General features: G+C 63.4%; 15 protein-coding genes and 1 tRNA gene. 9 read left to right on the top strand and 7 right to left on the bottom strand.

Annotated elements, in window-relative coordinates:
- The 5 genes from ACFCU0_RS13460 to ACFCU0_RS13440 all read left to right on the top strand — a co-directional run.
- On the top strand, nt 1-189 hold a 189-nt coding region (locus tag ACFCU0_RS13460; RefSeq protein WP_434974197.1), incomplete at its 5' end, for a sigma-70 family RNA polymerase sigma factor.
- 352 nt (nt 190-541) lie between these two features.
- The gene (locus tag ACFCU0_RS13455; protein ID WP_434974196.1) at nt 542-1,417 is read left to right on the top strand and encodes a hypothetical protein; all 876 of its coding nucleotides are present in this window, start codon (nt 542-544) and stop codon (nt 1,415-1,417) included.
- Nucleotides 1,418-1,620: 203 nt separating this feature from the next.
- Entirely contained in the window at nt 1,621-2,682 is a 1,062-nt protein-coding gene (locus tag ACFCU0_RS13450; protein ID WP_434974195.1) for a FecR family protein, read from the top strand.
- 67 nt (nt 2,683-2,749) lie between these two features.
- On the top strand, nt 2,750-5,389 hold the full coding sequence (locus ACFCU0_RS13445) for a TonB-dependent receptor (RefSeq protein WP_434974194.1): 2,640 nt from the start codon (nt 2,750-2,752) through the stop codon (nt 5,387-5,389).
- A gap of 251 nt (nt 5,390-5,640) precedes the next feature.
- On the top strand, nt 5,641-6,018 hold the full coding sequence (locus tag ACFCU0_RS13440) for a hypothetical protein (RefSeq protein ID WP_434974193.1): 378 nt from the start codon (nt 5,641-5,643) through the stop codon (nt 6,016-6,018).
- A 121-nt stretch (nt 6,019-6,139) separates the two neighbouring features.
- On the opposite strand, the gene ACFCU0_RS13435 is transcribed toward ACFCU0_RS13440, so the two are convergent.
- On the bottom strand, nt 6,140-7,099 hold the full coding sequence (locus ACFCU0_RS13435; RefSeq protein ID WP_434974192.1) for a tyrosine-type recombinase/integrase: 960 nt from the start codon (nt 7,097-7,099) through the stop codon (nt 6,140-6,142).
- A gap of 337 nt (nt 7,100-7,436) precedes the next feature.
- On the opposite strand from ACFCU0_RS13435, the gene ACFCU0_RS13430 reads away from it, so the two are divergent.
- Both ACFCU0_RS13430 and ACFCU0_RS13425 read left to right on the top strand, forming a co-directional pair.
- A complete protein-coding gene (locus ACFCU0_RS13430) occupies nt 7,437-8,903 on the top strand; it encodes a hypothetical protein (protein WP_434974191.1) in 1,467 nt (488 codons plus the stop codon).
- Between the two features lie 352 nt (nt 8,904-9,255).
- Nucleotides 9,256-12,822 (top strand): chemotaxis protein CheB, encoded by a 3,567-nt coding sequence (locus ACFCU0_RS13425; RefSeq protein ID WP_434974190.1) that lies wholly within the window; start codon nt 9,256-9,258, stop codon nt 12,820-12,822.
- A gap of 129 nt (nt 12,823-12,951) precedes the next feature.
- Here ACFCU0_RS13425 and sucB read toward each other — a convergent pair whose 3' ends face one another.
- The 6 genes from sucB to ACFCU0_RS13395 form a co-directional block, all read right to left on the bottom strand.
- Nucleotides 12,952-14,730 (bottom strand): 2-oxoglutarate dehydrogenase, E2 component, dihydrolipoamide succinyltransferase, encoded by a 1,779-nt coding sequence (gene sucB, locus ACFCU0_RS13420; protein ID WP_434974189.1) that lies wholly within the window; start codon nt 14,728-14,730, stop codon nt 12,952-12,954.
- Between the two features lie 404 nt (nt 14,731-15,134).
- Entirely contained in the window at nt 15,135-17,237 is a 2,103-nt protein-coding gene (locus ACFCU0_RS13415; protein WP_434974188.1) for a sodium-translocating pyrophosphatase, read from the bottom strand.
- Between the two features lie 711 nt (nt 17,238-17,948).
- Nucleotides 17,949-18,512, bottom strand: coding sequence for an aminoacyl-tRNA hydrolase (gene pth, locus ACFCU0_RS13410; protein WP_434974187.1), 564 nt, complete (start codon nt 18,510-18,512; stop codon nt 17,949-17,951).
- 211 nt (nt 18,513-18,723) lie between these two features.
- Entirely contained in the window at nt 18,724-19,389 is a 666-nt protein-coding gene (locus ACFCU0_RS13405) for a 50S ribosomal protein L25 (RefSeq protein ID WP_434974186.1), read from the bottom strand.
- A 341-nt stretch (nt 19,390-19,730) separates the two neighbouring features.
- Nucleotides 19,731-20,678 carry a ribose-phosphate diphosphokinase gene (locus tag ACFCU0_RS13400; RefSeq protein WP_434974185.1) on the bottom strand — a complete coding sequence of 316 codons (948 nt, stop codon included), beginning with the start codon at nt 20,676-20,678 and terminating at the stop codon, nt 19,731-19,733.
- A gap of 315 nt (nt 20,679-20,993) precedes the next feature.
- A tRNA-Gln gene (locus ACFCU0_RS13395) sits at nt 20,994-21,064 on the bottom strand.
- Nucleotides 21,065-21,517: 453 nt separating this feature from the next.
- Here ACFCU0_RS13395 and ACFCU0_RS13390 point away from each other — a divergent pair.
- On the top strand, nt 21,518-22,324 hold the full coding sequence (locus ACFCU0_RS13390) for an aspartate/glutamate racemase family protein (protein ID WP_434974184.1): 807 nt from the start codon (nt 21,518-21,520) through the stop codon (nt 22,322-22,324).
- Between the two features lie 411 nt (nt 22,325-22,735).
- Nucleotides 22,736-23,155, top strand: a 420-nt coding sequence (locus ACFCU0_RS13385; protein ID WP_434974183.1) for a DUF4397 domain-containing protein, incomplete at its 3' end; no start/stop codon positions are given.

Genomic DNA, 23,155 nt, shown 5'->3' with positions numbered 1-23,155 from the left:
GAAACCGTCGACGCAGCCATCGAGCAGCTTCCCGAGCGGCGTCGCGCAGCCTTCGAGCTGTGCTTCATCGAGGGCATGAGCTACCGCGAGGCCGCCGAAGCGCTGGACGTCACCCGCAAAACGATCGAAAACCACATCTCCCACGCGCTCCGCGACCTCCGGGCGGCGCTGGACGGATTTGAGCTATAGGGGAAGGAATGTCGAATGTCTATCGTCGATTGAGGCGTTGAGGCGTTGAACCGTTTGCGCGGAGGGGTTTCACTGCGATTCGTCATCGGGGTTGCCCGCGCCCCTACCTTCCCCAAGCCCATCCACATACAAACATAACCACCTACAAACATGCATAACTACACAACTACACACTTTTACATCTTCACACTGTATCCCCGGCCGGCAGCCGATTAGTTCTTAACATTACGATAACATACGGGCTTAGGGGGAGGCCCCGGGGGCTCGTGTATGCGGGGTGAACGACGACACGGAGGTGCATCTGGCGCCCGTCGTCCCGATTCATTCATCCCAACACGATTCCATGTTCGCCATGACCCTTTCCCGCACGCTTTTCCATCCTGTTCTTGCCGCTACCTTCGCCCTGCTCCTGGTCCTGACCGGATGCGACAGCACCGGCCCCTCGGCCGATGCCCCTGACGTGAGCGCAGAAGAAACCGCCGAGATGATCGCCGTCAGCCTGGCCGAAGAGAACGGCGGAACGGCCGACGATGTGGCCAGTGCCGATCTTTACGCAACGAACCTGCAGACGGGCAGCAAGGCCATCTCCCGGTCATACAGCCGCGATTGCTCCTACAGCGATGCCGACCAGCTTTGGAGCTGCGAGGTGTCTGCGTCGCGGACGTCCAACCGGATCGACGCTTCCTTCAGCCGCTCCGTCGAAGTGCAGTTTCTCGACGCATCGGGCCAGCCGCAGCGTAATTACACGGTGGACGGTGAAACGGCTGCCTCGCTCGTCTACACGATCCTCGATGGATCCGGATCGTTCGAATCCCCGCGCATGAGCACCCAGCACACCATTCCGGCAGCGGGCAATGATGCGTCCAGCTGGACCATCGACGGGCCGGGCTCCGGTGTTCTAACGATCAACGGTGCGGGGAGCCGGGAGACCAGCGCGACGCGGACCGGTCGTCGTGGCTCACGGGTCCGTTCCGCGACGCTCACCTCCCAGGTGTCCGACGTCCTCCTGGAGCGGGGCAGCGGGATTCAGAGCGGTACGATTGCCGGCACCTACGACGCCGAGATCGTACTGACCAACGATGCCGGCGAAGAGGTTTCCCGCACCATCAGCGTCGAGTATGAAGCGACGTTCTCGAGCGACACGGTGGAGGTAACCTTTACCGGCGGTGGCGAGCGCTTCAACGGTCGCACGTTTGAGTTCACCTCGGCTGCGGGTGAGCCGGTGTAACGGCCGTCGACCAGAGCGTCTACGCAGGGCGCGCCGCGTTCCGGATCTCCGGGTGCGGCGCGTTTCGCGTAGCCCCCGGTTGCGTCGGATGGACGGAGCCGTTTTGCCATCCGGGGACGGGGAACGGATCCCGCCCCGATCCGTCGCGAAAGCAGCGCGATACATAGCCTTTCCTTTTTTTGTCCACCTGACCACGCGGTCTCATGCCTGCCCCCTCCGAGTCGGATCGAACCATGGCGCAGCGTCTTGGCGTCTTCCTGGCCGACGATCGTGTTCGGCTCCGGGAGGTAGACGCGTCCGATCTGGTCGTTGAGCCGCGCGAAGACGGCGTGTGGATGGAGCGGCTGCTCCGGTATCGGGCGGAGACGATTGAGGCGCGGCCGTCGCCGACCCGGTCTCAGTCGCAGGAGATGTGGGCCAGCATTGCGCGGGAGATGGCTGCGACATCGGCGGCCCCGTCAGCGAGGGCCCCGTCAGCGAGGGCCCGGGCAGCGGACGAAGCAGCATCCCGCACCGACCGGTCCCCGCGGCGCTCCCGATCGACGCTCCCGATGCGCGTGCAGTGGGCGGCTTTCGCCCTGCTGGTGCTCGGTGCCATAGGGGTCACGTGGTTCGTCCTGCAGCCCGATCCGCTGCAGGAGATCCTGGTCGCGCAGTCCGGGGCGCAAGTACAGACGCTGACCACGGCGGATGGGTCGACGATTCAGCTTCGACCCAACTCCACGCTGCACCGTGTGCAGGTGGCCGGCGCGGATCGGTATCGCCTGGACGGCGAAGCGCAGTTTTCTGTCACGCCGAGGTCGAATACGCCGTTTCAGGTCGAGGCCGGGAGTGCACGCATCACCGTCCTGGGCACGCGCTTTACCGTTCGTACGTGGACGCCGGAGCCTCAGGTCTATCTCGCGGAAGGACGGGTTGCGGTGACCCATACACCCTCGGCCCGATCGGATACGCTGCGTCCGGGTCAGCAGGCACGCGTTACGGAGGATGCAATCGACGTGTCGGAGGCGGATCCCGCCGGCTTTATCAGCTGGATGGAGAAGCAGCTACTTTTCCGTCGTCGCACCGCGGCATCTGTTGCCCGCGAGCTGGAGCAGCACTACGATGTGAGCCTGCAGCTGCCCGCGTCCGTCCGGGAAGAAACCCTGTCGGGTGAACTGGCGCTGGGGTCACGAGAGGAAACGCTAGCCGACTTCGGTGCAGTGCTCGGCGGAGCCTTCGAGCCGGACGAAGACGGAGCCTACCGATTGGTTCCGTCGAAGTAGCCGCGCGATGCTATCATCGCGGGAGCCCATCGTTTTTCCACTCTTCTCCGTCTCGCTTTTCTGGCCCATGTCGACCTGTGCACGGATTCGCTTGTGCGGACTCCTCCTCCTGACGCTGGCATTTGGTACGGGGCTCGTGCCGATCGAGGCGCGTGGACAGTCCGAGTCCGTCCGGGACGTCATCGAAGAACTGGAGCAAACCACCGAATATCGGTTCCTCTACCGGGATGCTCTGATCGCGGGTCACCGCGTCGGGGTTGACGTGTCCGGGTCTTCCGATCGGGTGAAGGTCGACCGGCTGGCTGCCGCCATGCAGGGAACGGGCCTGCTCCTCCGGATCGATCATGACCGGCGTCAGGTCATTGTCACGCAACGATCGACGGAGGTGCCCGAAGCCGTTCGCGGATATGTCGTGGACGGGCAGACCGGCACGCGCCTGCCGCTGGCAACCGTCCTCTGGAAAACGGGTCGAGGCCAGGCGGGGACGGCGACGGGCACCGACGGCCGTTTCCAGATCCGGCTGGACGATCGATGGGAGGCATCCGATACGCTGGTGGTCCGGGCCTCCTACGTCGGCTACGCCCCGCGAATCGTTCACGTTGCGCTCTCACCTCCTCCCGGGGAAGTGTCCATTCGGCTCTTTCCGCGAGAAACGCAGGCCCCGGAGGTGGTCGTCCAGACGGAGGCTCTGATCGCGGGTCTCGACACGACGTGGAATGATCTGCTGCGTGCGGAACGATACGCTCCGCTCGGTGAAGCCAACGTGCTGCGTGCATTGCAGCCCCTGCCGTCCGTGGGCGTGACCGGCGCCCTCACAGGCGGACTCGTCGTTCGCGGCTCCCGCCCGGACGGGTTCCGGGTTCTGCTGGACGGCGCGCCGATCTACAACGCCCATCACCTCTTCGGCATGTTCGACGCGTTCAACGCCGACGCCCTGCAGACCGTCGGTCTGTTCTACGACGTGGCACCGGCGACGTACGCCGCGCCCCCGGGAGGGACGCTGGCGTTCCGAACGCGAACGGGTTCGCAAAAGGACGTTCGGACGACGATCCACGCCAGCAACACCGCCGTGTCGGGGACGGTCGAGGTGCCGTGGGATGACGGTCGCGGGAGTGTGCTCGTCTCTGCCCGCGGGTCGACGCTGAATCTCGTGGACCTCCTCAACAACGACGAGCTGGTCGAGCAGGGACTGGACGTGGACCGTCCGCGCGAGCCGCTACCCGCCGATGCCGTTCGAGAGGTCGGTACCCTGACGACGCGCCCGCTCGATCCGTCGGGCTCGTTCTTCGACGTCCACGTGAACGCGTACAACGAACGCCCGTCCGGGCGGCGAATCACGCTGAGTCTGTACACCGGCACCGACGACGCCGACCAGGGGCTCCTTCGGCTCGTACGCAACCCGATCGACGACCGGCGATTCGCCATCGACACCACGCGCACCAGCGACCGATGGGGGAATACGAGCGGCAGCCTGCAGATCGATGAGCCGCTTTCGGATCGAGCGTACGGGCGCCTCACTGTCGCGGGGAGCCGATACGTCAGCCGCTACCGGAAGGACGACTTCGTCTATCTGCGGCAGCAGCGCAACGGGCGCAGTCGATTCTTTGTTGACGCGTACGCGAGTGAGAATACGTTGCACGAATGGAGCATGGAGCCGCGGGTGGACGTGGCGTTGCCGGACAACGGCATCGCGTCGATCGGGGCAGCTGTGTATTTGTACGACGTGGAATTTGAAGAGGCAAGTGCGCTCGGTTCGCCCTTCGAGGTGGAGCGCCAGGCCGCACGGGTCGATCTCTTCGGACACCTGGACGTGTCGCCGGGGCCGGTGGATGTGTCCCTCGGATTGCGAACGCACGGGTACACCGAGGGTCGGTACCTGCGCGTCTCCCCGCGGCTGCGCGTGCGGGCCTGGCCGGAGGAGTCCGTCTCCGTCGGCGTCGGCTACACGCGAAGCCATCAGTTTCTGCACCGGCTCGACATTGTCGGTGAGACGAGCAGCGCCGTGTGGGTGCCCAGCACCGAGGGCCAGCCGCCCGGCCGCGTCGATCATCTCTCGGGCGGGATTTACCTGACACCGCCCGTCGGGCCGGCGCTTCAGGTCGAAGCTTACGTCAAGGCGCACGAGAACATCCGATTGCACGAGACCTATGCGCGGTTCGTGCCCGGCGACCGAAGCGTGCTCTTCGCGCCATGGTCTGTGAACAACAGCTCCCGTGCGCGCGGCCTGGAAGTGCTGGCCCGGCAGTCCGCCGGGGCATTTTCGCTGACGACAGGGTATACGTGGTCTCGGGTCGTGATCGACCGGCTCGGCCAACCGAACCAGCCGGCGCCGTGGGACCGGCGTCATCAGGTCACCTCACGACTCGGGATGGACCTCGGGCCGTGGTCCGCGGCACTCACCGGTACGTACGCGACCGGGACGCCGAGCGACTATGCCGGTCTCGTGGATGAAGAACCAGCTCGGATCGGGGATACTGCCCGGCTTGATGCCAGCCTGCAGTACCAGCGGTCCACGGACGCACTCGACCTCAAACTCCGGGCGGCCGTGTACAACCTCACCGATCGAAAGAACCCCTGGTATCGGTCGCCCGCCCTCTACTGGACCCGTCCGGGCGGACGGGGCAGCCGCCTCGAGTCCGAGTTTGCCATCCTCGATACCTACGACCTCGGGTTACAACCGTCTGTCGCCGTCAGCATCACTTTTTGACCGGTCGATGCCGTGATTTCGAACGGTCAGTCGGGAGGATCGTCCCCTTCGGCCCCGGTCTAGCAGCCGTCGCTCGCATTTTATCTTTTGTTGAAAATACGGCACGGACTTGGCGTATTTAGCCCGCGCAACACCTCGTCGTGATATTCTGCGGCATCGTATCGTACGGTGACGCATCGTGCGGGCCAGGCCGGAGCAGCGACATTCATCCCGGCGTCCCGTCTCCCGATCCCGATTCTCCATGTGTTCAGATGAATCGATCCGACATTCGTGCCTCCATCGACTTTCGTGGTTTGATCCGAGGATGTCCAGATCACCAGTGGCTCATCGCGGATGCGATCTGGGAAACCGGCGCCGGGACTGGAGAGGCCCGATGGCTCGTGTCTACGGAAGAACGCATTTCGCGCCCGTCGGGCACCGGCATTGAGGAACATGACGCGGCCCCATCCTCGGCTGTGACGCGGCAGCGCGTGGTCACCATCCGAGATCAGTGGACGGGGTGGAAGGCGCGGGGGGCGACCGCGGCTGAGATCGCACGCCGAATCCGGGCGCAATACGATCCGTCGGATCGGGCCCCGAACGGATGCGGCGACGGTGCGGCAACTGGATCGGTCGCCGTGCCCGAGTGAGACGCGTCGATGTACCCGTCTGCGATCAACGCGGGCACTGGTTCTCCGCAGAATCGATCGGGGTAACCGCTGCGGGGTTGGGGAGGGGAAGAGGCCTGTTGCCGATGGATGTGCGAAACGTCTACTCCGATTCCGACGGAAGGTCGTCCGGGTCGCGCTTTAGTAGCCCCTGCTTTTTGTAGTAAATCATCGTTGTATCCAGCGTCCCGTGACGCATCCGCTGTTTCACCTCTTCCAGCGGCATGTCGTTGTTCAGCCAGATCAAGGCCGCTGTATGCGTCAGGCTGTGGGGCGTGACCCCGCGTCGTTTGACGTTCGACTCCTTCAGGTACCCGTTGATGCGGCTCCGAACCGATCGCGTGTTAAGCCGCTTGCCTTCCGAACGATGCCCGTGGCTGACGAACAGGGGAGAGTCGGGTTTCAGACCGCTACGCGTGTCGAGGTACTGCTCCACCTTTGTAACGACCGGTTCGTCGAGCGGGACCTGCTGGTCTTTGACGGTTCGGCCTTTCCCCTGAACGCGAAGCACCGGTCCCATTAGCGTATGCTCGAGGTCTTCGACGTCGGAGCGGACGATCTCGATCTCGCTCAGACCGGCGTACAGCATCAGGTAGATGATGGCGACGTCGCGCTTGTCGATCTGCGATTCTTCGTCCATCACGGTTTTGAGGGCCTCGATGTCCGACTCTGTCAGCACCTCCCGGGAGTGCGAATCCGGGCGACGATTGCCCTTGACGGCCTTGGCCGGGTTCTCTTCCAGCTTCCCGATATCGGTCAGATACTGGCAAAAGCGGCGTAACGCGGTCAGGTAGGTCGATACCGAGACCTGGCTCAGTTCGCGCTCCTCCATCAGGTACGTCTTGTACGCGCGAATATCATCCTCTGTGAACCGAAATTTGCCCTGCGTCGTGATAAACCATTTCTCGAACGTATTGAGGGACCGGCGATAGGTCCCGACCGTTTCCTTGCTTTTCTCCTTCAGGTAGTCGGTTAAAAACTCCTTCAGGTGGTCCCGAAGATCGCGGAGCGAGAGCGTCAGACCGGCGCCGGGGGAGGACGATGTGCTGGAGGTATCAGTCATAGGCGATCAGTTGCGACAGGCGAAGCAAGGGGCGAGTCCGTCCCACAACCCCGGACGCAGCGGGAAGAAAGGCGAAAACGGCGATTCGGCGTCTCTTCTCGGTCTCCGTGGTCGGAACGTCTCCTGGATGCGGCCTCAATAACGGAGCCAGGTCGGCAATTGTGCCCGCCGCGGCGTGTGAAACGGACGAGACCGGTTGGGGGAATCGGGTTCTGAATGCCATCGTGCCATCGAGGTGGCCGTGAGGGTACGCCGCGATCGGGGTATGCATTGACGTTGCGGCTTCGGAGTCGGACCTTGCGGCATCGATGCCACCGTCCGTTCCTCCACGTTTCCTATGCCTGACGCGTCCGATATCGTCACGCCGTATTACTGGACCGAAAGCACCGGGGGCCGGTTCGGGCCGCTCCTGTACGGGCTTGTCGGTGCACTGGCTTTCGTCGGGATGGGCGGTGGCGTTCTGTTCGGGGCGTGGACGGTCTACGAAAGCGCAGGAATGCATCCTGGCATCTACCTTCTCGGAAGTCTCAGCGTGCTTCTTTTCGCCGTGGCCGTGTGGCTGGCTGTGTCCGCTCATGGCACGTACCGTCGCCGCGCCGATCGGGCTCGCCGGCTGGAAGAGCACCCGGACCGGCCGTGGATCGTGCGCGACGCGTGGCAAGGCGGGGCAGCGAAAGCGATCGGCGACGACGTCGAGATGACGCTTGCATCGATGCCGGCCGTACTCGGGACATCGATCGAGGGACGGGTGCAGGGACCCGATCTGGCCGTGGACTGCGATGCATCGGTCCATGTCACGATTGAATGCCGGCGGCGCGAAGGCGGCTCCAACAGTCGTTCCCGCACGATCTGGCGGGATGAGCAGGACGTCCGACCCGTACGGTACGGCAGCCATGACGTGTCAATTCCGGTGGCGTTTGATCTACCGCTGGACGCGCCGCCGGCGACGCCCGATCCGGAGGGCCGTCCTCGCGTCGACTGGCGCCTCCGGATCGACGATGACGGATGGGATGGGCCGGTCCTGATCCCGCTGCCCGTGTTCGGAACGACGGATCCGGCCAGCCAGCGCCCGGACCGGATGAAAGCCGGTCGCGACGACGACGCGCGAGGGCCATTCGGTCCAGCGCTCGGGACGGCGGCGGACGATGAACGGCTGATGGAGCGGTACGACGGGCTGGCGATCTCGTCGACGCCGACCGAGTGCGTGCTGTCCTTCCAGGGGGCGCTGGCGCGGTACGGGGGAAGCCGGGCGTTTGCGGTCATTTGCACGACCATCCTGGCGGCGATCCACGGATACATCGGTTACCTGCAGGTCGTCGTGCCATCGTTTCAGGAGACCGTGGCAATTCCCCTGGCGCTGCACGCCGTGCTTGCCCCGATGACGGCGTTCTTCGTGTATCGATCCATCTATCCCTCGGGTAAAACCGTCACCGTGACCGTTACCGGCGACCGCATGCGGGCGTCCCTGTCCGGCTCCGGGGATGCTCCGTTCGTCGACGTGCCGATCGCCCAGGTTGCGTCGGTCTCGGTGGCCGTCGCGGACGTTGACCAGCCGCGCCGGGGCTACGATCTCCGGCTGGATTTGCGCGAGCCCGTCGATCCCGGCCCGCTTCGCGACGCCCTCGCCGAGGCAGGTATCTCTCTGGACGCATCGCGAAAGGAAGGGGATGCGCTGGACCCGCGGGTGCATCCGCCGCTCTACCTTCAGTTCCGGCGCCGCGCCGATGCGGAGATCATCGCCGGACGCATCGAAGCGGCCCTTCGGGATCGACGGGAGCCCTCGTCCACCGAGGGCGAGGCGTGACGCCTGTGGCGACAGGAAGTGGTGAGAACCGGTACCGGCTACATCCGACGATCCCTGGTGGCACGCCTCCCGCAATCCCTGAGGCGTTACTCCTACACGGACGGACACATGGTTTAGAACGGGACCGAGAAGAGGATATCCGGGTCCGGGGATCTTATCCTCTGGAGGAACTCTTCGACGTCATCTGGCTCAAGTAGGTGTCGCCGGAGGCGTTAATCGCATGGCGTTAGCATTCGCGTGCAGGGTTTTTCCTACCCTATTCGATCGCCTGCTCCGATGTGTCCTGTCGACATTGGCTGAATCCGTGTCGCTGTGAATGGACGGCGAGTCCCTTCACAACATCGGATCGGTTATGTCGCAACGTCGAGTCTCTTTTCCTGTCGTCGGTCTGGGGGCGTCCGCGGGTGGGTTGCGTGCTCTCACCGCGTTTTTTGAGGCGCTCCCGCCGCAGCCGGGGATGTCCTTCGTGCTGGTTCAGCACCTGGCGCCCGACCACGTAAGCGAGCTTCACCGTCTGCTCCAGTCGCATACCGGGATGACGGTACAGCAGGTGCATGAGCGCGTTGAGCTGGCACCGGACCACGTCTACGTCATTCCGCCCGGCCGCGTCCTCACGTTGCGCGAAACCGAGCGAGGGGTGCGCCTGCTCGTCTCGGAGCGCCTGACGGACCGGGAGCGGCGTTTCCCCATCGACCGGTTCTTCCGATCGCTGGCAGAGGTGCAGGGAGAGGATGCCGTGTGCGTCGTGTTCTCCGGGACGGGGACGGACGGGACCCTCGGTTTGAAGGCCGTCAAGGAAGTCGCGGGTCTGTGCCTCGTACAGAATCCAGCCGACGCGGAGTACGACGGTATGCCGCGTAGCGCAATGGCGACGGGGCTGGTGGACGTGGCCGATACGGTCGCCGGGCTCGCACGCCGGGTAGCGGCCCTGGCGCCCGGGGAAGCCAGCGGCGCTCTGGTGGCGGGGGAAGCCGACCTGGAGCAGCAGTACGAGGACATCTTACAGTCCGTGTTCATTGCGCTTCAGCGTCAGACGGGCCACGCCTTCGGCGGCTACAAACGGGCAACCATCCTTCGTCGCCTCGCCCGTCGGATGCAGGTTGCAGAAATCGACGACTTCGCCGAGTACGTAGCTTACCTCGAGGACGATGCCGGCGAGGTATGGGCGCTGTTCAAGGACCTGCTCATCTCCGTAACCAGCTTCTTTCGGGACAGAGAGGCGTTCGTGGCTCTCGCAGATCGGGTCGTGCCGGACCTGTTTCGGAATCGCGACCCGGTTGACACGATCCGCGTCTGGGTCCCGGGATGCGCAACGGGCGAAGAAGCATTCTCGATCGGGATGCTCCTGCTTGAGCATCGAGAACGCATGCACGGCGGACCGGACATCCAGGTCTTCGCGACGGACGTCGACAGCGATTCGCTGGCATTCGCCCGCAGCGGATTCTACCCGGGCTCGATCGCCACGGACGTATCGTCGGACCGGCTCCAGCGCTTTTTTTCCATGAAGCGGAACGGGTACGTCGTCGCCGCCGATCTGATGGACATCGTGCTCTTTGCCGAGCACAACCTGACGTCCGATCCGCCCTTTTCGAAGCTGGACCTGATCAGCTGTCGCAATGTGCTGATTTACATGGGGCGGGCCCTCCAGGAAGAGGTCTTCGCGCGATTGCATTACGCGCTTCGTGACGACGCCTACCTGCTACTGGGAATGTCGGAAGCGCCGGACGCGTCGTCCCCTCTCTTCCGCGCCGTGGACAGCCGGCAGCACATTTACCGCCCGACCGAGGTCCCGGCATCGGCCACGTCCGGCTTCGTGCTGAACAGCACCCCGTCCGTCCCACGGCCGGCGGTGGCGGAGAAGCAGACCGCGCGCCCCCGCGGTCTCGCGACCGTTCACCGTTCGCTCGTGATCAACCAGCATGCGCCGCCGTCTGTGCTGGTCGATGACAATGGACGCATTGTGCACGTCACCGGGGATGTGAGTCCCTACATGCGGGTACGCGACGGGCTCGCGTCCTTCGACCTGATGGACATGGTCGCCCCCGGCCTGAGGCTTGCCCTTCGTCCGGCGTTCTTCCGAGCCGTCCAGGGACGCCGCACCTCGATTTCGTGGGAGGGATCATTGCAGGAGGACGCCGGGACGCGTGTCGACGGGCGCCTGGAACTCATGGATGGGCCGGAGGCACCGTCCGACGTCGATGGGCCGGGGCCGGGGCACGACACCGACGCCGACGTCTCACCGTCCGGCAAGGGAACGCCGGGGCAGAGCGTGGACGGATCTGCGTCGCGGGAGCCAGGCGGGGACGACCCACCGCCGGCCATCCTACGGTCCCTGTCGGTGCTGTCCGGTCCATCGCACCCGGATAGTAAACGCTTCGACGGGGCGGCCGTGGAGGAGGTCGTGGCCGGAGATCGGGAGGCAGGCGATCGAAAGATCGCGGCGGACGCAGCAGAGGGGCTCACGCGGCTCGCCCTGATCGCCGAGCCCGTCCGGGATCGCGAGACCGACCAGACGTACGTGCTGCTCGTATTCGACCCGAAGACGCCGACTGAAGCGCAGGCGTCGGACTGGCGCGTTGGGCGGACGGAAGCCGCCGACCGACGGCTTTTCGAATCGATGGACGAAGAACTGCGCGAGACGCAGCAGCAGATGCGCACGCTTATGGAGGAGCACGAAACGTCCGCCGAGGAGCTGCAAACGTCCAACGAGGAGTTGCAGTCGATGAACGAAGAGCTCCGCTCCGCGACGGAAGAATTGCAGATCCGGAAGGAAGAGTTGCAATCGGCGAATGAAGAGCTATTGACGGTCAACCAGGAGCTGAAAAGCAAGATTTCGGAGGTCAACCAGGTGAATGCCGACCTCGAAAATCTCATGGCCGCAACCGATATCGCGACGCTCTTCCTCGACCGTCGTCTCCGTCTGAAGCGCTACACGCCGCAAGCTCTCTCTCTCTTCGATATTCAGGCGAATGACGAGGGCGTTCCGGTTGAGCGCATCTCGCACACGTTGGTGGATGTGGACGTCGCAGCAGCGGCTCGGACCGTCTACGACAGCCTGAAACCCATCCGCCGGGAGGTGACGACCGCCACCGGAACGTACCTGATGAGCGTGTTGCCGTATCGCACGCCGGGCGATCGCATCGACGGTGTTGTCGTTACCTTCGTGGATGTGACGGACCGTGTCGAACTCCGGGAGCAACGCGACAAGGCGCACGAGGCGAGCGAGATGAAGTCGAAGATGATCGCGAACCTGAGTCACGAAGTGCGCACGCCGATGACGGCCCTGCTCGGCTTTTCCGAGGTGCTCCTGGAGGAGGCGCAGTCGCCCGACGCGCGCCAGTTTGGCCATTTGATTTACAAGAGCAGTCTTCGCCTGCAGAACACGCTGGAGTCTGTGCTTCACTTCTCTCGCCTGGATGCCGGCAAAGAATCGATGGAGCGCGAAGCAGTGCGGCTGGTCGATGAGGTCCGCGAAACCTTTTACGAGCAGCGGTCCCGCGCCCGGGCGCGAGACGTCGATATTTTTCTGGACACAGAGCTCGCAGCCGATGATACCACATGCGAAACCGACCCGGGTGCGATTCAGCGCATTCTGCGCAATCTGACGGGGAATGCAATCAAGTACACGCCGGCGGGCGGATCCGTCGTTCTTCGTTGCGTGACGGGGCCCCGGGGCGTGATGATCGAGGTTGAGGACACCGGGATTGGCATGAGTTCGGCCTTTCAGCAACGCATGTTCGATCCGTTTTCGCAGGAGAGCGAGGGGCATGCGCGCGAGTTCGAAGGCGTCGGTCTTGGGCTTTCGATCGTACAGAAACTAACGAAACTCATCGGCGCATCGCTCGAGGTGGAGTCTAGCCCCGATCAAGGTACCCGCTTCGCCTTGCTGGTCCCGCGGGACAACGGCCGGCACGGTTGAACGTGTGCAGGCCGGCACGGATTGAGGTGCACCGGGTGCTCTCCTGAACTCCTTTTCCATTCAAAAAAACAGACCGATGGGAGCGGGCCCCACCGGTCTGCCGGTCGTCTGAAATGTCGCTGACGCGGGCTAAAGGATGTTGTCGTCCGGTCCGATCGACTCGAGCTCGTCCACGACGGTGTGAAGGAAGCTGGATCCCATCGAGCCGTCGATGATGCGATGGTCGTAGCTGAGCGACAGGTACATCATGTGCCGGACGGCGATCACATCGCCCATCTCCGGGTCTTCCACGACCACCGGCCGCTTCTTGATCGCACCGGTAGCAAGGATGCCGACCTGGGGCTGGTTGATGATGGGCGTACCCATGAGCGAGCCGAGCGAACCGATGTTGGTCACCGTGAAGGTGCCGCCCTGTAGTTCATCGGGCTGGAGCTGCTTGTTGCGGGCGCGTCCGGCGATGTTGGCTGCTTTGCTGGCGAGACCGGTCAGGTTCAGGTTGCCAGCGTCTCGGATCACCGGCGCCATGAGGCCTTTTTCGCCGATTGCAACGGCGATGCCGACGTGGTAGTCCTTCTTCATGACGATCTTATCGCCTTCCACCGACGCGTTCAGCACCGGGTGTTCGCGAAGGGCCTCGACGGCGGCCTTTACGAAAAACGGCGTGTACGTGAGCTTGATGCCTTCCCGCTCCTGGAATGCCTGCTTGTGTTTCTCCCGGAACTGAACCAGGCCGGTCACATCCGCTTCGGCAAAACTTGTGACGTGGGCCGAGGTCGCCTTCGATCGGACCATGTGTTCGGCCGTGATCTTCCGCATCCGGTCCATCTCGACGACTTCCACGCGCTCATCGTAGCGCTGGCGGAGTTCCTCGGCGCTTGGCCCTTCTTCGACCGTATATCCGCCACCGGTGCTGGGGGCCGGACGGCTGGGGCGCGGGGGACGGCTCGGAGCCGTTGCTGGCGCGGCCGTCTCTGTGGCGGTCTGTACACCACCGGCCTCGCGCGTGTCGAGGTAGGCCAGAACATCCTCCTTCGTGACGCGCCCCTCGCGGCCGGAGCCGTCGATGGACTGCAGTTCGCTCATGCTCAGCCCCTCTTCCTCCGCGATGGAGCGAACGAGCGGCGAATAGAAGCTGCCGTCGGGTCCACGGCGTTCGATGGGGCCGCCGGAGCCGACCGCGCCATCGCCGGAGGTCGGGGCGCTGGCGGCTTCCTGAGAAGCTTCCTGGGTGGTTTCCTGTTGCGGTTCCCCGGACGTGTCCGGCGCTGCCGTAGCGGGCTGCGGTGCCGATCCCGCTTCCGCACCGATCACGGCGATCGGCGTACCCACCTCGACCGTCTCGCCTTCTTCGACCAGGCGCTCTTTGAGAACGCCGGCGGCCGGGCTGGGGACTTCCGTGTCGACTTTGTCCGTGCCGATCTCCAGGATCGTTTCGTCGAGGGCGACCTCATCGCCGACGTCCTTGTGCCAGGCGATAATGGTGCCTTCCGTGATCGACTCGCCCATCTTCGGCATGACGACCTCGTGGTCGTCAGCGGCCGGGGCCGGCGCCTCGGTGGCAGACGTGTCGGCCTCCACCGTGACGTCCGGTTCTGCCGGGGTGTCCGCGGTGGTATCTGCGGTGTCCTCCGGTGCGTCGCTCGGTGCACTCTCGACGGTGGCGTCGGCTTCCGTCTCCAGGCGGGCGATGATGGTGCCGACCTCGACGGTGTCGCCCTCCTCGACGAGCACTTCGCTCAGCACACCAGCCTCCGGGGACGGAACCTCGGTGTCCACTTTGTCGGTGCCGATCTCGAGGAGCGTCTCGTCCTGCTCGACCTCATCGCCGGGCTGTTTATGCCAGACGATAACGGTGCCTTCCGTGATGCTTTCGCCCATTTTGGGCATTTCGACGTCAACCTTCGCCATAGTGGGGTTCGCTTCTGAAGCGTCAATAAGGTGGTACGGGAATGCGAAATTCGCGGTGCTTCGTTCAGATGTGTCCGCTTGCCGGGGTGGGGTCCGGAAGAATCCGAGCGAGAACGACCGGGACGCCGGACGGGGATGTGCTGGCTTAGTACGGACGGGTCTCGCCGTGGTGCCGCGCTCGCGAGTAGCAGTTGCAAGCTGCGTTCCGGTTGGTTTTCGAGAGGCAGGAAGCGCTCCCGAGCCGGGTTGCACTGTGTGCCGTGGCGAACAAGGTACGCACTGCGACGGGACAAAAGAAACGGGGCAGATGGAGCGGCCTGAGCCCTCCAGCCTGCCCCGTTTTCATCCCGGCAGCACCCCGGCCCGTGAAGCGGGGGTGCATCCTCAGTTGATGCGCCGTGTGTCTACGCGATCAGCGGGGCGATCACAAGGGAAACGACGGCGATCAGCTTGATCAGGATGTTCAGGCTCGGGCCGCTGGTATCCTTGAGCGGGTCGCCGACCGTGTCGCCGACCACGGACGCTTTGTGGGCATCGGAGCCCTTTCCGTGCTCGGTGCCGTCGACCGTGATGGTCGACTCGATGCGCTTCTTCGCGTTGTCCCAGGCGCCACCGGCGTTGCTCTGGAAGATGGCGAAGAGGACGCCGGACACCGTCACACCGGCAAGAAGACCGCCGAGCATGCTCTTGTCGACGAAGCCGACGATGACCGGCACGAGCACCGCGAGGACGCCCGGCGCGACCATTTCCCGGAGGGCGGCCTTCGTCGAGATGTCAACGCACGTCGTGTAGTCCGGCTGCGCGGTGCCTTCCATGATGCCGGGGATGTCGTTCAGCTGGCGACCGACCTCATTGATCATGTCGCCCGCGGCGCGACCGACGGCGCCCATGGCCATGGCACTGAAGACGTAGGGGAGGACGGCACCGACGAGAAGACCGGCGAGGATCTTCGGCTCGGCAACGTCAATGTTCGGGACTTCTGCCTGCTGCATGAAGGCAGCGAAGAGCGCCAGCGCGGTAAGTGCGGCGGAGCCGATGGCGAAGCCCTTGCCGATGGCGGCTGTCGTGTTGCCAACGGCGTCGAGCTTGTCGGTCCGCTCGCGAACTTCCGGCGGGAGCTCGGCCATCTCGGCGATACCGCCGGCGTTGTCCGAAATCGGGCCGTAGGCGTCGACGGCCAGCTGGATGCCAGTCACGCTCAGCATGCCGACGGCGGCAATGGCGATGCCGTAGAGGCTGGCGAATTCGTTGGCGCCGATGATGCTGGCGGCGATGATCAGCGCGGGGATTCCAGCGGAGTACATCCCGACGCCGAGGCCGCTGATGATGTTGGTTGCGGTTCCCGTGACGCTCTGCTCGGCAATACCGATGACGGGGCGCTTGTCCGTGGCCGTGTAGTACTCGGTGATGAGGCCGATGAAGGTACCGGCCAGCAGGCCGATGACGACGGCGGCGAAGATGCCGGTGCTGGTGTAATCGAAGGGCGTTCCCGTGATCGGGTTGTTCGCCGTCCATTCGCCCGGCAGGAGCCACGTGATGATGAAGTACGAGGCGATAATCATGATACCCACGGCGCCGAACTCCCCGATGTTAAGGCCGGTCTGCGGGTTGCCGCCTTCCTTCACCTTCACGAAGAAGGATCCGACAATGGCAACCAGGATGCCAACGGCTGCGATAACGAGGGGAAGCAGGACGGCTGCCAGTTCGATCGTCCCGTCGGCCGTCTGGAAGGTGCTAACGAAGGCCGTTCCGAGCACCATCGTACCGATGATCGAGCCAACGTAGCTCTCGAAGAGGTCGGCGCCCATACCGGCCACGTCGCCGACGTTGTCGCCCACATTGTCCGCGATCGTCGCGGGATTGCGCGGGTCGTCCTCCGGAATGCCGGCGTAGACCTTTCCGGCCAGGTCAGCGCCGACGTCAGCCGCTTTGGTGTAGATACCTCCGCCGACACGTGCGAAGAGCGCAATCGAGGAGGCGCCCATCGAGAAGCCGGTGATGACGTTAATGATCTTGATTGTGCTCCAGCCCATGTTGCTGTAGACGAGCCAGAGGACGCCAAGGCCGATGATGCCGAGGCCGACCACCGAGAGCCCCATGACGAGACCACCGGAGAAGGCGACGTTCATCGCCGGGCTCAGGCCCGTCCGGGCCGCCTGCGTGGTGCGGACATTGGCTTTGGTGGCGACGGTCATGCCGATGAAACCGGCCAGTCCGGAGGCGACGGCACCGACGATGAAGGAGACCGAGATGAGCCAGGACGAGTTTGCCTGTCCCATGTTGGCGACCGCGAGCACGCCCGCAACGATCACCACGAAGATGGCGAGGATGCGATATTCGCGGTTCAGGAACGCGCGAGCGCCTTCTGCGATGCTGGCCGCAAGCTCCGACATCAGCTCCGTGCCGGTTTCCTGCTTGTTGATCCACCGCGTGCGAAGGAAGGCATACAGCAACGCGACGACGCCGGTCGCAGGAGCCAAGTACGTGATCAGTGACGTTGTGTCCATGAGTGCGATACGTAAATCAGAGGGTGAAGAGGGTGCGTGCGCCGCGACAAGAGGGCGGGTTACGGAGACGCGGCGCGAACAAACGGGCCGAAGACGCCGCCGCAAAGCGCAGCCAAACTACCGGGGAATCTTGTCGGTTCACAGCGATTCACAGGTAATTAAGCATGAAAAAGCCCGTAACAGCCGTACAAGCGGACATTTTGTGAATGTGTTGTTTCGGCTAGACGCGACTTACGGATGATGGATTGCGGATGGTGGATTGCGGATGGTGGATCGCGGATCGAGCCCGGATCGGATCGGACTGCCGTCGGAGGAGAATTCGATCGAGTTTGGTGCCTGTGCTACTGGCAACATGGGTTACACTTTGCCTCGACAACATAGGTAACACTTTTCGATGTCGGTCAAGGGATCGCTGCAAAGGACAGAGACGTCGAGTGCATGCCTCCATCAGAGTGAGAATTCACGGTACGAGTGGTCCACAATCTGCCGTTCATGGCCAGATTCAACACATGGGATGACGCGGGCCCCCGACAGCCAGCCGTCCGGTCCATCCACTATCGTGCCCGAAAGGGCGCTTGCAAGACATCAGCGACGAGCGCAAAAGCGGTTTCGGGTATCACCCATGTTGCCGAGGTGATCCGTTACCGATGAACCCGAGGCATACCCCTTGAACCCTGAACCTTGAACCCTGAATCCTGAACCATGAACCCATCAGTTAAACCGGTTCATGGCCTCTTCGACGCTGTTGGTGACCGCGGCGAGGGCGGCGTTGCATGCACGGATGACGGTGTCTTCCATCACAGCCTGTTGCTGTGGCGTGAAACGGGAGAGCACGTATTCGGACTGGCGGTCCGGGGGAAAGTCGCTTCCGATGCCGATCCGCAGGCGGGGGATATCGGTTGTGCCGATTTGATTGCAGACCGACGCGATGCCGTTGTGGCCGCCGCTGGATCCTCCGGGTCGGACGCGGATTTGCCCGACATCGAGGTGTAGGTCATCGTAAATGACCAGGATGTTGCCGGGGTCGACGTTATTGTAGTTCGCGATCGGGCGGACGGCGTCTCCGCTTCGGTTCATGAACGTGAGGGGTTTGGCAAGGAGAACCGGTACGCCGTCGTATCGGGTCTCGCCCCGTTCGGCATCGTCTTTCGTCCGAAGATCCACATTCAGTCGCTCAGCGAGGGCGTCGAGAATCTGAAACCCGACGTTGTGCCGAGTACCATCGTACTTCGGTCCGGGGTTGCCGAGTCCGACGATGAGGTGCTTGGAGGGCATAAGGAGAGGTGTGTGAGAAAGTGGAGGGGGCGAGTCTGCCGGAGATGCGTGCAGATGCCGGACGTTCTCACGCCGGGTGCGACGTGTACCGGCTACGAGGGGACCAGACGCACACGTGGGGACGCAGCACGAAGCTACGTCCCCACGGGATGCATGTCAGACCATCGGACCGGATGGTGCGATGCGGGCGGTGCGTTGCCCGGGAGAGGAGTCAGGCTTCTTCCGTTTCTTCGTCCTCTTCCTCCCCCTCTTCGGCTTCTTCGCCTTCCGGCAGCTCCTCGCCTTCTTCGAGCTCTTCGCCTTCTTCGGCTTCCTCTTCGTCGGTGGCCACGGCTTCGAGGCGCGGGGCGACGACGGTTACGAGCGTCTGGCCTTCCGCCATCTTGATGTCGTAATCCACGTCAAAGTCGTACACGTGGATCGCGTCACCGATCTCGAGTTCGCTGATGTCGATGTCGATCATCGCCGGAATGTTTTCCGGCTTGACCGAGATCGTCAGTTCGCGCACCACAATCTGGGTGTCGCCGCCGTCCTTCTGTCCCTGCGGCACGCCTTGATAGTTGATCGGGACCGTGAGCGTGATCTTCCGGCCTTCGCGAAGGACCTGGAAGTCCGCGTGCTGCGGACGGTCGGTGATCGGGTGCAGGTCGTAGTCCTTCAGGATGCAGGGCCACGAATCCCCGTCCATCTGAATTTCGACGACGTTCGCAGAGCGGCTGTAGATAAGTTTATTCAGCGCGGGCACCGGCACGGCGAAGGACACCGGGTCGGTTTCCGGTCCGTAGAGCACGCACGGGACCTGGTTGTTGGCGCGAAGGTCGCGGGCGGCCTTTGAACCGGTTTCTCGCGGCTGGGCCTCGATGACTTTAGCTTCCATGTGTTAAGACAATCAATCGTTATCAACTCGCAGCAGGACGGATGGGGCCGCACGCATGGATTCTGTCTGATCCATCCGTGGACGCACCCTCGGCACGCAGCCGGGCGCCGGGCCGTACCCAGAACGCTCGCGACCGCACAATCCGACAGGCGGAGGGCGGGTGTGCAGAATACGTCGTAGCCGCTAAGTGACGGTCAGGTTCCGCGAAGTGTGCGTTAACCGCGGGCACGTCGCATGGTCCGTTCGGCCCCGGCGCGCTTACCGTCAGCGGGTTCCGCCGACTCGCGCGACCACCCCGGAACGGCGTCTACCGCCTGCAGACGGTCTGACCGAAACTCTGCTCAGTCCTTGAACAGTGTGGACACCGAGCGGTCGGTATAGATGTGACGGATCGCTTTCGAGAAGAGGCTCGATACCGATACCACTTCGATCGATTCCGACGGCCGCTTCAGCGGGATCGTGTCGGTGATGATAAGGCGCTCCATCGGGGAGGCCTCGATTCGGTCGTAGGCCGGGCCGGAAAGGAGGCCGTGGGTGCACGCGGCCATAATTTCGAGCGCACCTTTCTCGCGGAGGGCCTGGGCAGCACGCGTGAGCGTCCCGGCGGTATCGACGATATCGTCGATGATGACGACGTTTTTCCCCTCCACGTCCCCGATGATGTTCATCACGCGAGCTTCGTTTTGCCGCGGGCGGCGCTTATCGATCAGCGCGAGGTTCACGCCGAGTTTCTGAGCGTAGGCGCGCGCCATCTTGAGGGCACCCACGTCCGGCGCCACCACCACGAAGTTTTCGAGATCGAACTGCTTCAAATAATCGATCAGCACGCCCGAGCCGTAGAGGTGGTCGACCGGCACGTCGAAGAAGCCCTGGATCTGCGGCGCATGCAGCTCCATGGTGAGGATGCGATCGACGCCGGCGGTCGTCAGCATGTTTGCCATCAGCTTTGCAGCGATCGACACCCGCGGCTGGTCCTTTCGCTCCTGCCGGGCATATCCGAAGTACGGGATGACAGCGGTGACACGTGCTGCGGACGCCCGCTTGGCGGCATCGATCATCAGCAGAAGCTCCATCCAGTGATCCGCGTTCGGATGCGTGCTCTGAATGATGAAGAGGTCTGCACCACGGATGGATTCTTCGAACCGGACGTAGATCTCGCCGTCGGCGAAGTCTCGGATGGTGACCTCACCGAGGGTTGTGCCGTAGGACTCGGCGATTTTTCGGGCGAGGGCCGGATTCGATCGGCCTCCGAAGATGGCGACGGGACTGTCCTTGCGGGACGTGCGCATGAGCTTCTGACGTCGAGCGTTCGCTCGGTAGGGGGGCGGGGCGGATGGAGGAACTACGGCATCACGCCGGAGCCCCCGTGTGTTCCGTCACGGCGGGGCGTCCGACGGGATACGTCACAACCGGCACGCGGCGGGCGCGCGGTCGATATGTTTCGGTGGCAAATCGTTCGGCAAATGCGACGTTCGACACCGGCAGGCGTCCCACCGGGTAGGCGTCTCGTAACCCCGGGCGCAGGGGTTGATCGGAAGTGAGGCAGACCGCCTCGCAGACATCGCTGTGCGGTGCACATCGTCGATCAACCTGCGCGTTAGATGCTGCCCGAGGTGGATTCGAACCACCACTAACGGCTCCAAAGGCCGCTGTCCTGCCATTAGACCATCGGGCAAAGTGACCGGTGAGCGTCGACACTGCGTGTTACGTCGCGCACTCTGTACCGTGTTCACAGTAAGAAAATCTACGACGGCTGTCAACGGAACAGTCCCCACCGGGTTCATGAAGAGATGCTGACTTTCCCTCTGCCCAGAGGTTCTCCACCGTCTCCTCAAAGGCGGGGCGGGCGGACACGGCATGGCGGACCCGGCATGACGGTCCGCCTGCCGACGGTCGGGCCCCGGGTGTACTGGCGATTACTCACCATACAGTGGGGGGCCGATCGACGTGTCACGTACCGAATCCTCGGTGAAACCAACAGCTACACGTCCGCGGGCTCTTCATTTGAAACGGGCAGCACGGACCTCTACGTTGGCGGAACGGTTCTTGAGCCAGATGGACGGTTGGTCGGCCAGGTCCGATCGGTCATTCTCTTCGCGCTCCTTCCTTTCTGTCGATTACACTCAGCATGGAGGTTAAAGACAACGTCATCGGTGTCCTCGGCGGGATGGGTCCCGCGGCCGGCGTCGATCTCGTGAGTAAGATTATTGACCAGACGAACGCCCGCAGCGACCACGAGCACCTACCGGTGGCCCTCCTCAACTATCCAGAGCGCATCATTGATCGGAGCACGTTCCTGTTCGGTGAAACCGACCTGAACCCGGCGCTGGCGATGGCCGACATCCTTCGCCAGCTCGAAAGCGTGGGGGCGACCGTTGCGGGCATTCCGTGCAACACGGCGCATGCGCCCGCCATTCTGGACGTCATTCAGCAAGAACTCGATCGAAGCGGCCACTCGATCCGGATCGTTCACATGATCGAGGAGACGGCGGCGTTCATGCGCGAGCACATGCCGCAGGTCGAAACGGTAGGGACGCTCTCAACCCTCGCCGTATACGATCTCGACCTCCATCGGAAGCCCCTCGAAGCGGCGGGTTTTGACGTGGTGGTGCCCGACAAACGGATCAAGGAGGACCTCGTGAACCGGACGATATTCGATACGGACTTCGGTCTGAAGGCGCAGACGAATCCCGTGACCGACAAAGCGAAGCACAATCTCGTCACGGCGATCGATCATCTCGTTGAGCGCGGCGCGGATGCCGTTGTGCTCGGGTGCACAGAGCTACCGCTCGCGCCCATGGTCGAAGAACGGAGCGATGTCCTTCTCGTCGATCCGGCTGAGATTCTGGCGCGTGCGCTCATCCGGGAGACCTACCCGGAGGCGCTTCGGCCGCTCGCCCGTCACTATGCGACGCACGTCCCGTCGATGCCCTGACCCTCCGCTGGCGGGAGACCGACGGGCCCAACGCATGTCGGCTACCTGGAAACGATCGGCCGGCTTCGTGAATGTCGGGCTTGTTTCGACTTCGTCGCACTTTTTCCTCAGCCCCCCTGTGTGTTCGCGGGTGGCGCCGTGTATCCATCACTGATCCAGGGTACAGCATCGCGCCGCTGCCATTACCCGTTACCAAACGGTTAATGCGAAAGCGTCAGTGGCAGGATCAATCTGATCGTTGATAAGATATGAGGCTGTGCGAAGCCGCGACGTAGCGGTGGCTGCATGCCCTTGCGGCTGCAGCACCGCATGGCCGGGAGCGCTTCCATCGGGCTCGAGGCATCTGCGTCGAGGTCGGAATGCCGCTCCAACGATTCGATTCACTTTCTTCCCACAGGATTTTTCTGATCTATGAAGGACGTACTTGCGGTACTCTTCACCATGCTTCTGGCCGTTACGCTGGTCGGTTGCGACAGCAACGATGATAATGGCGACGACCAGCCGGAGACGGCGCAGGTTCGCTTCGTTCATGCCGCCCCTGATGCGGGCCCGGTCGATGTCTTCCTGGATGATCAGGAAGTGGACGGCGATTTCTCCTACAAAGCGCCGACGCCCGCGGACGCATCCCCTCGCACGTCTGACTACTTCGACGTGCCCGTCGACATCGATGCCGTAATCGATGTCCGCGCTGCCGGAACCGACAACAGTGTTCTTTCCGTCAACGTCGACCAGGCAAATCTCGCCGCAAACGCGCGGTATACGGTCATCGTTGCCGGTGCCGACGCGGCACAGACTGATGCCCCGGCAGCGATCCTCCTGCGGGATCAGTTC

It is taken from the genome of Longibacter sp., from assembly GCF_051155795.1.
GTDB lineage: Bacteria > Bacteroidota > Rhodothermia > Rhodothermales > Salinibacteraceae > Longibacter.
Note: the sequence above shows the minus strand (reverse complement) of the source record. Positions and strands in the feature narration are given on the sequence as shown.

What these genes read in the sequence shown, in the direction of transcription:
- ACFCU0_RS13455 (WP_434974196.1), top strand. Translation starts at nt 542, where the DNA reads ATGACCCTTTCCCGCACGCTTTTCCATCCTGTTCTTGCCGCTACCTTC.
- ACFCU0_RS13450 (WP_434974195.1), top strand. Translation starts at nt 1,621, where the DNA reads ATGCCTGCCCCCTCCGAGTCGGATCGAACCATGGCGCAGCGTCTTGGC.
- ACFCU0_RS13445 (WP_434974194.1), top strand. Translation starts at nt 2,750, where the DNA reads ATGTCGACCTGTGCACGGATTCGCTTGTGCGGACTCCTCCTCCTGACG.
- ACFCU0_RS13440 (WP_434974193.1), top strand. Translation starts at nt 5,641, where the DNA reads ATGAATCGATCCGACATTCGTGCCTCCATCGACTTTCGTGGTTTGATC.
- ACFCU0_RS13435 (WP_434974192.1), bottom strand. Translation starts at nt 7,099, where the DNA reads ATGACTGATACCTCCAGCACATCGTCCTCCCCCGGCGCCGGTCTGACG.
- ACFCU0_RS13430 (WP_434974191.1), top strand. Translation starts at nt 7,437, where the DNA reads ATGCCTGACGCGTCCGATATCGTCACGCCGTATTACTGGACCGAAAGC.
- ACFCU0_RS13425 (WP_434974190.1), top strand. Translation starts at nt 9,256, where the DNA reads ATGTCGCAACGTCGAGTCTCTTTTCCTGTCGTCGGTCTGGGGGCGTCC.
- sucB (WP_434974189.1), bottom strand. Translation starts at nt 14,730, where the DNA reads ATGGCGAAGGTTGACGTCGAAATGCCCAAAATGGGCGAAAGCATCACG.
- ACFCU0_RS13415 (WP_434974188.1), bottom strand. Translation starts at nt 17,237, where the DNA reads ATGGACACAACGTCACTGATCACGTACTTGGCTCCTGCGACCGGCGTC.
- pth (WP_434974187.1), bottom strand. Translation starts at nt 18,512, where the DNA reads ATGCCCTCCAAGCACCTCATCGTCGGACTCGGCAACCCCGGACCGAAG.
- ACFCU0_RS13405 (WP_434974186.1), bottom strand. Translation starts at nt 19,389, where the DNA reads ATGGAAGCTAAAGTCATCGAGGCCCAGCCGCGAGAAACCGGTTCAAAG.
- ACFCU0_RS13400 (WP_434974185.1), bottom strand. Translation starts at nt 20,678, where the DNA reads ATGCGCACGTCCCGCAAGGACAGTCCCGTCGCCATCTTCGGAGGCCGA.
- ACFCU0_RS13390 (WP_434974184.1), top strand. Translation starts at nt 21,518, where the DNA reads ATGGAGGTTAAAGACAACGTCATCGGTGTCCTCGGCGGGATGGGTCCC.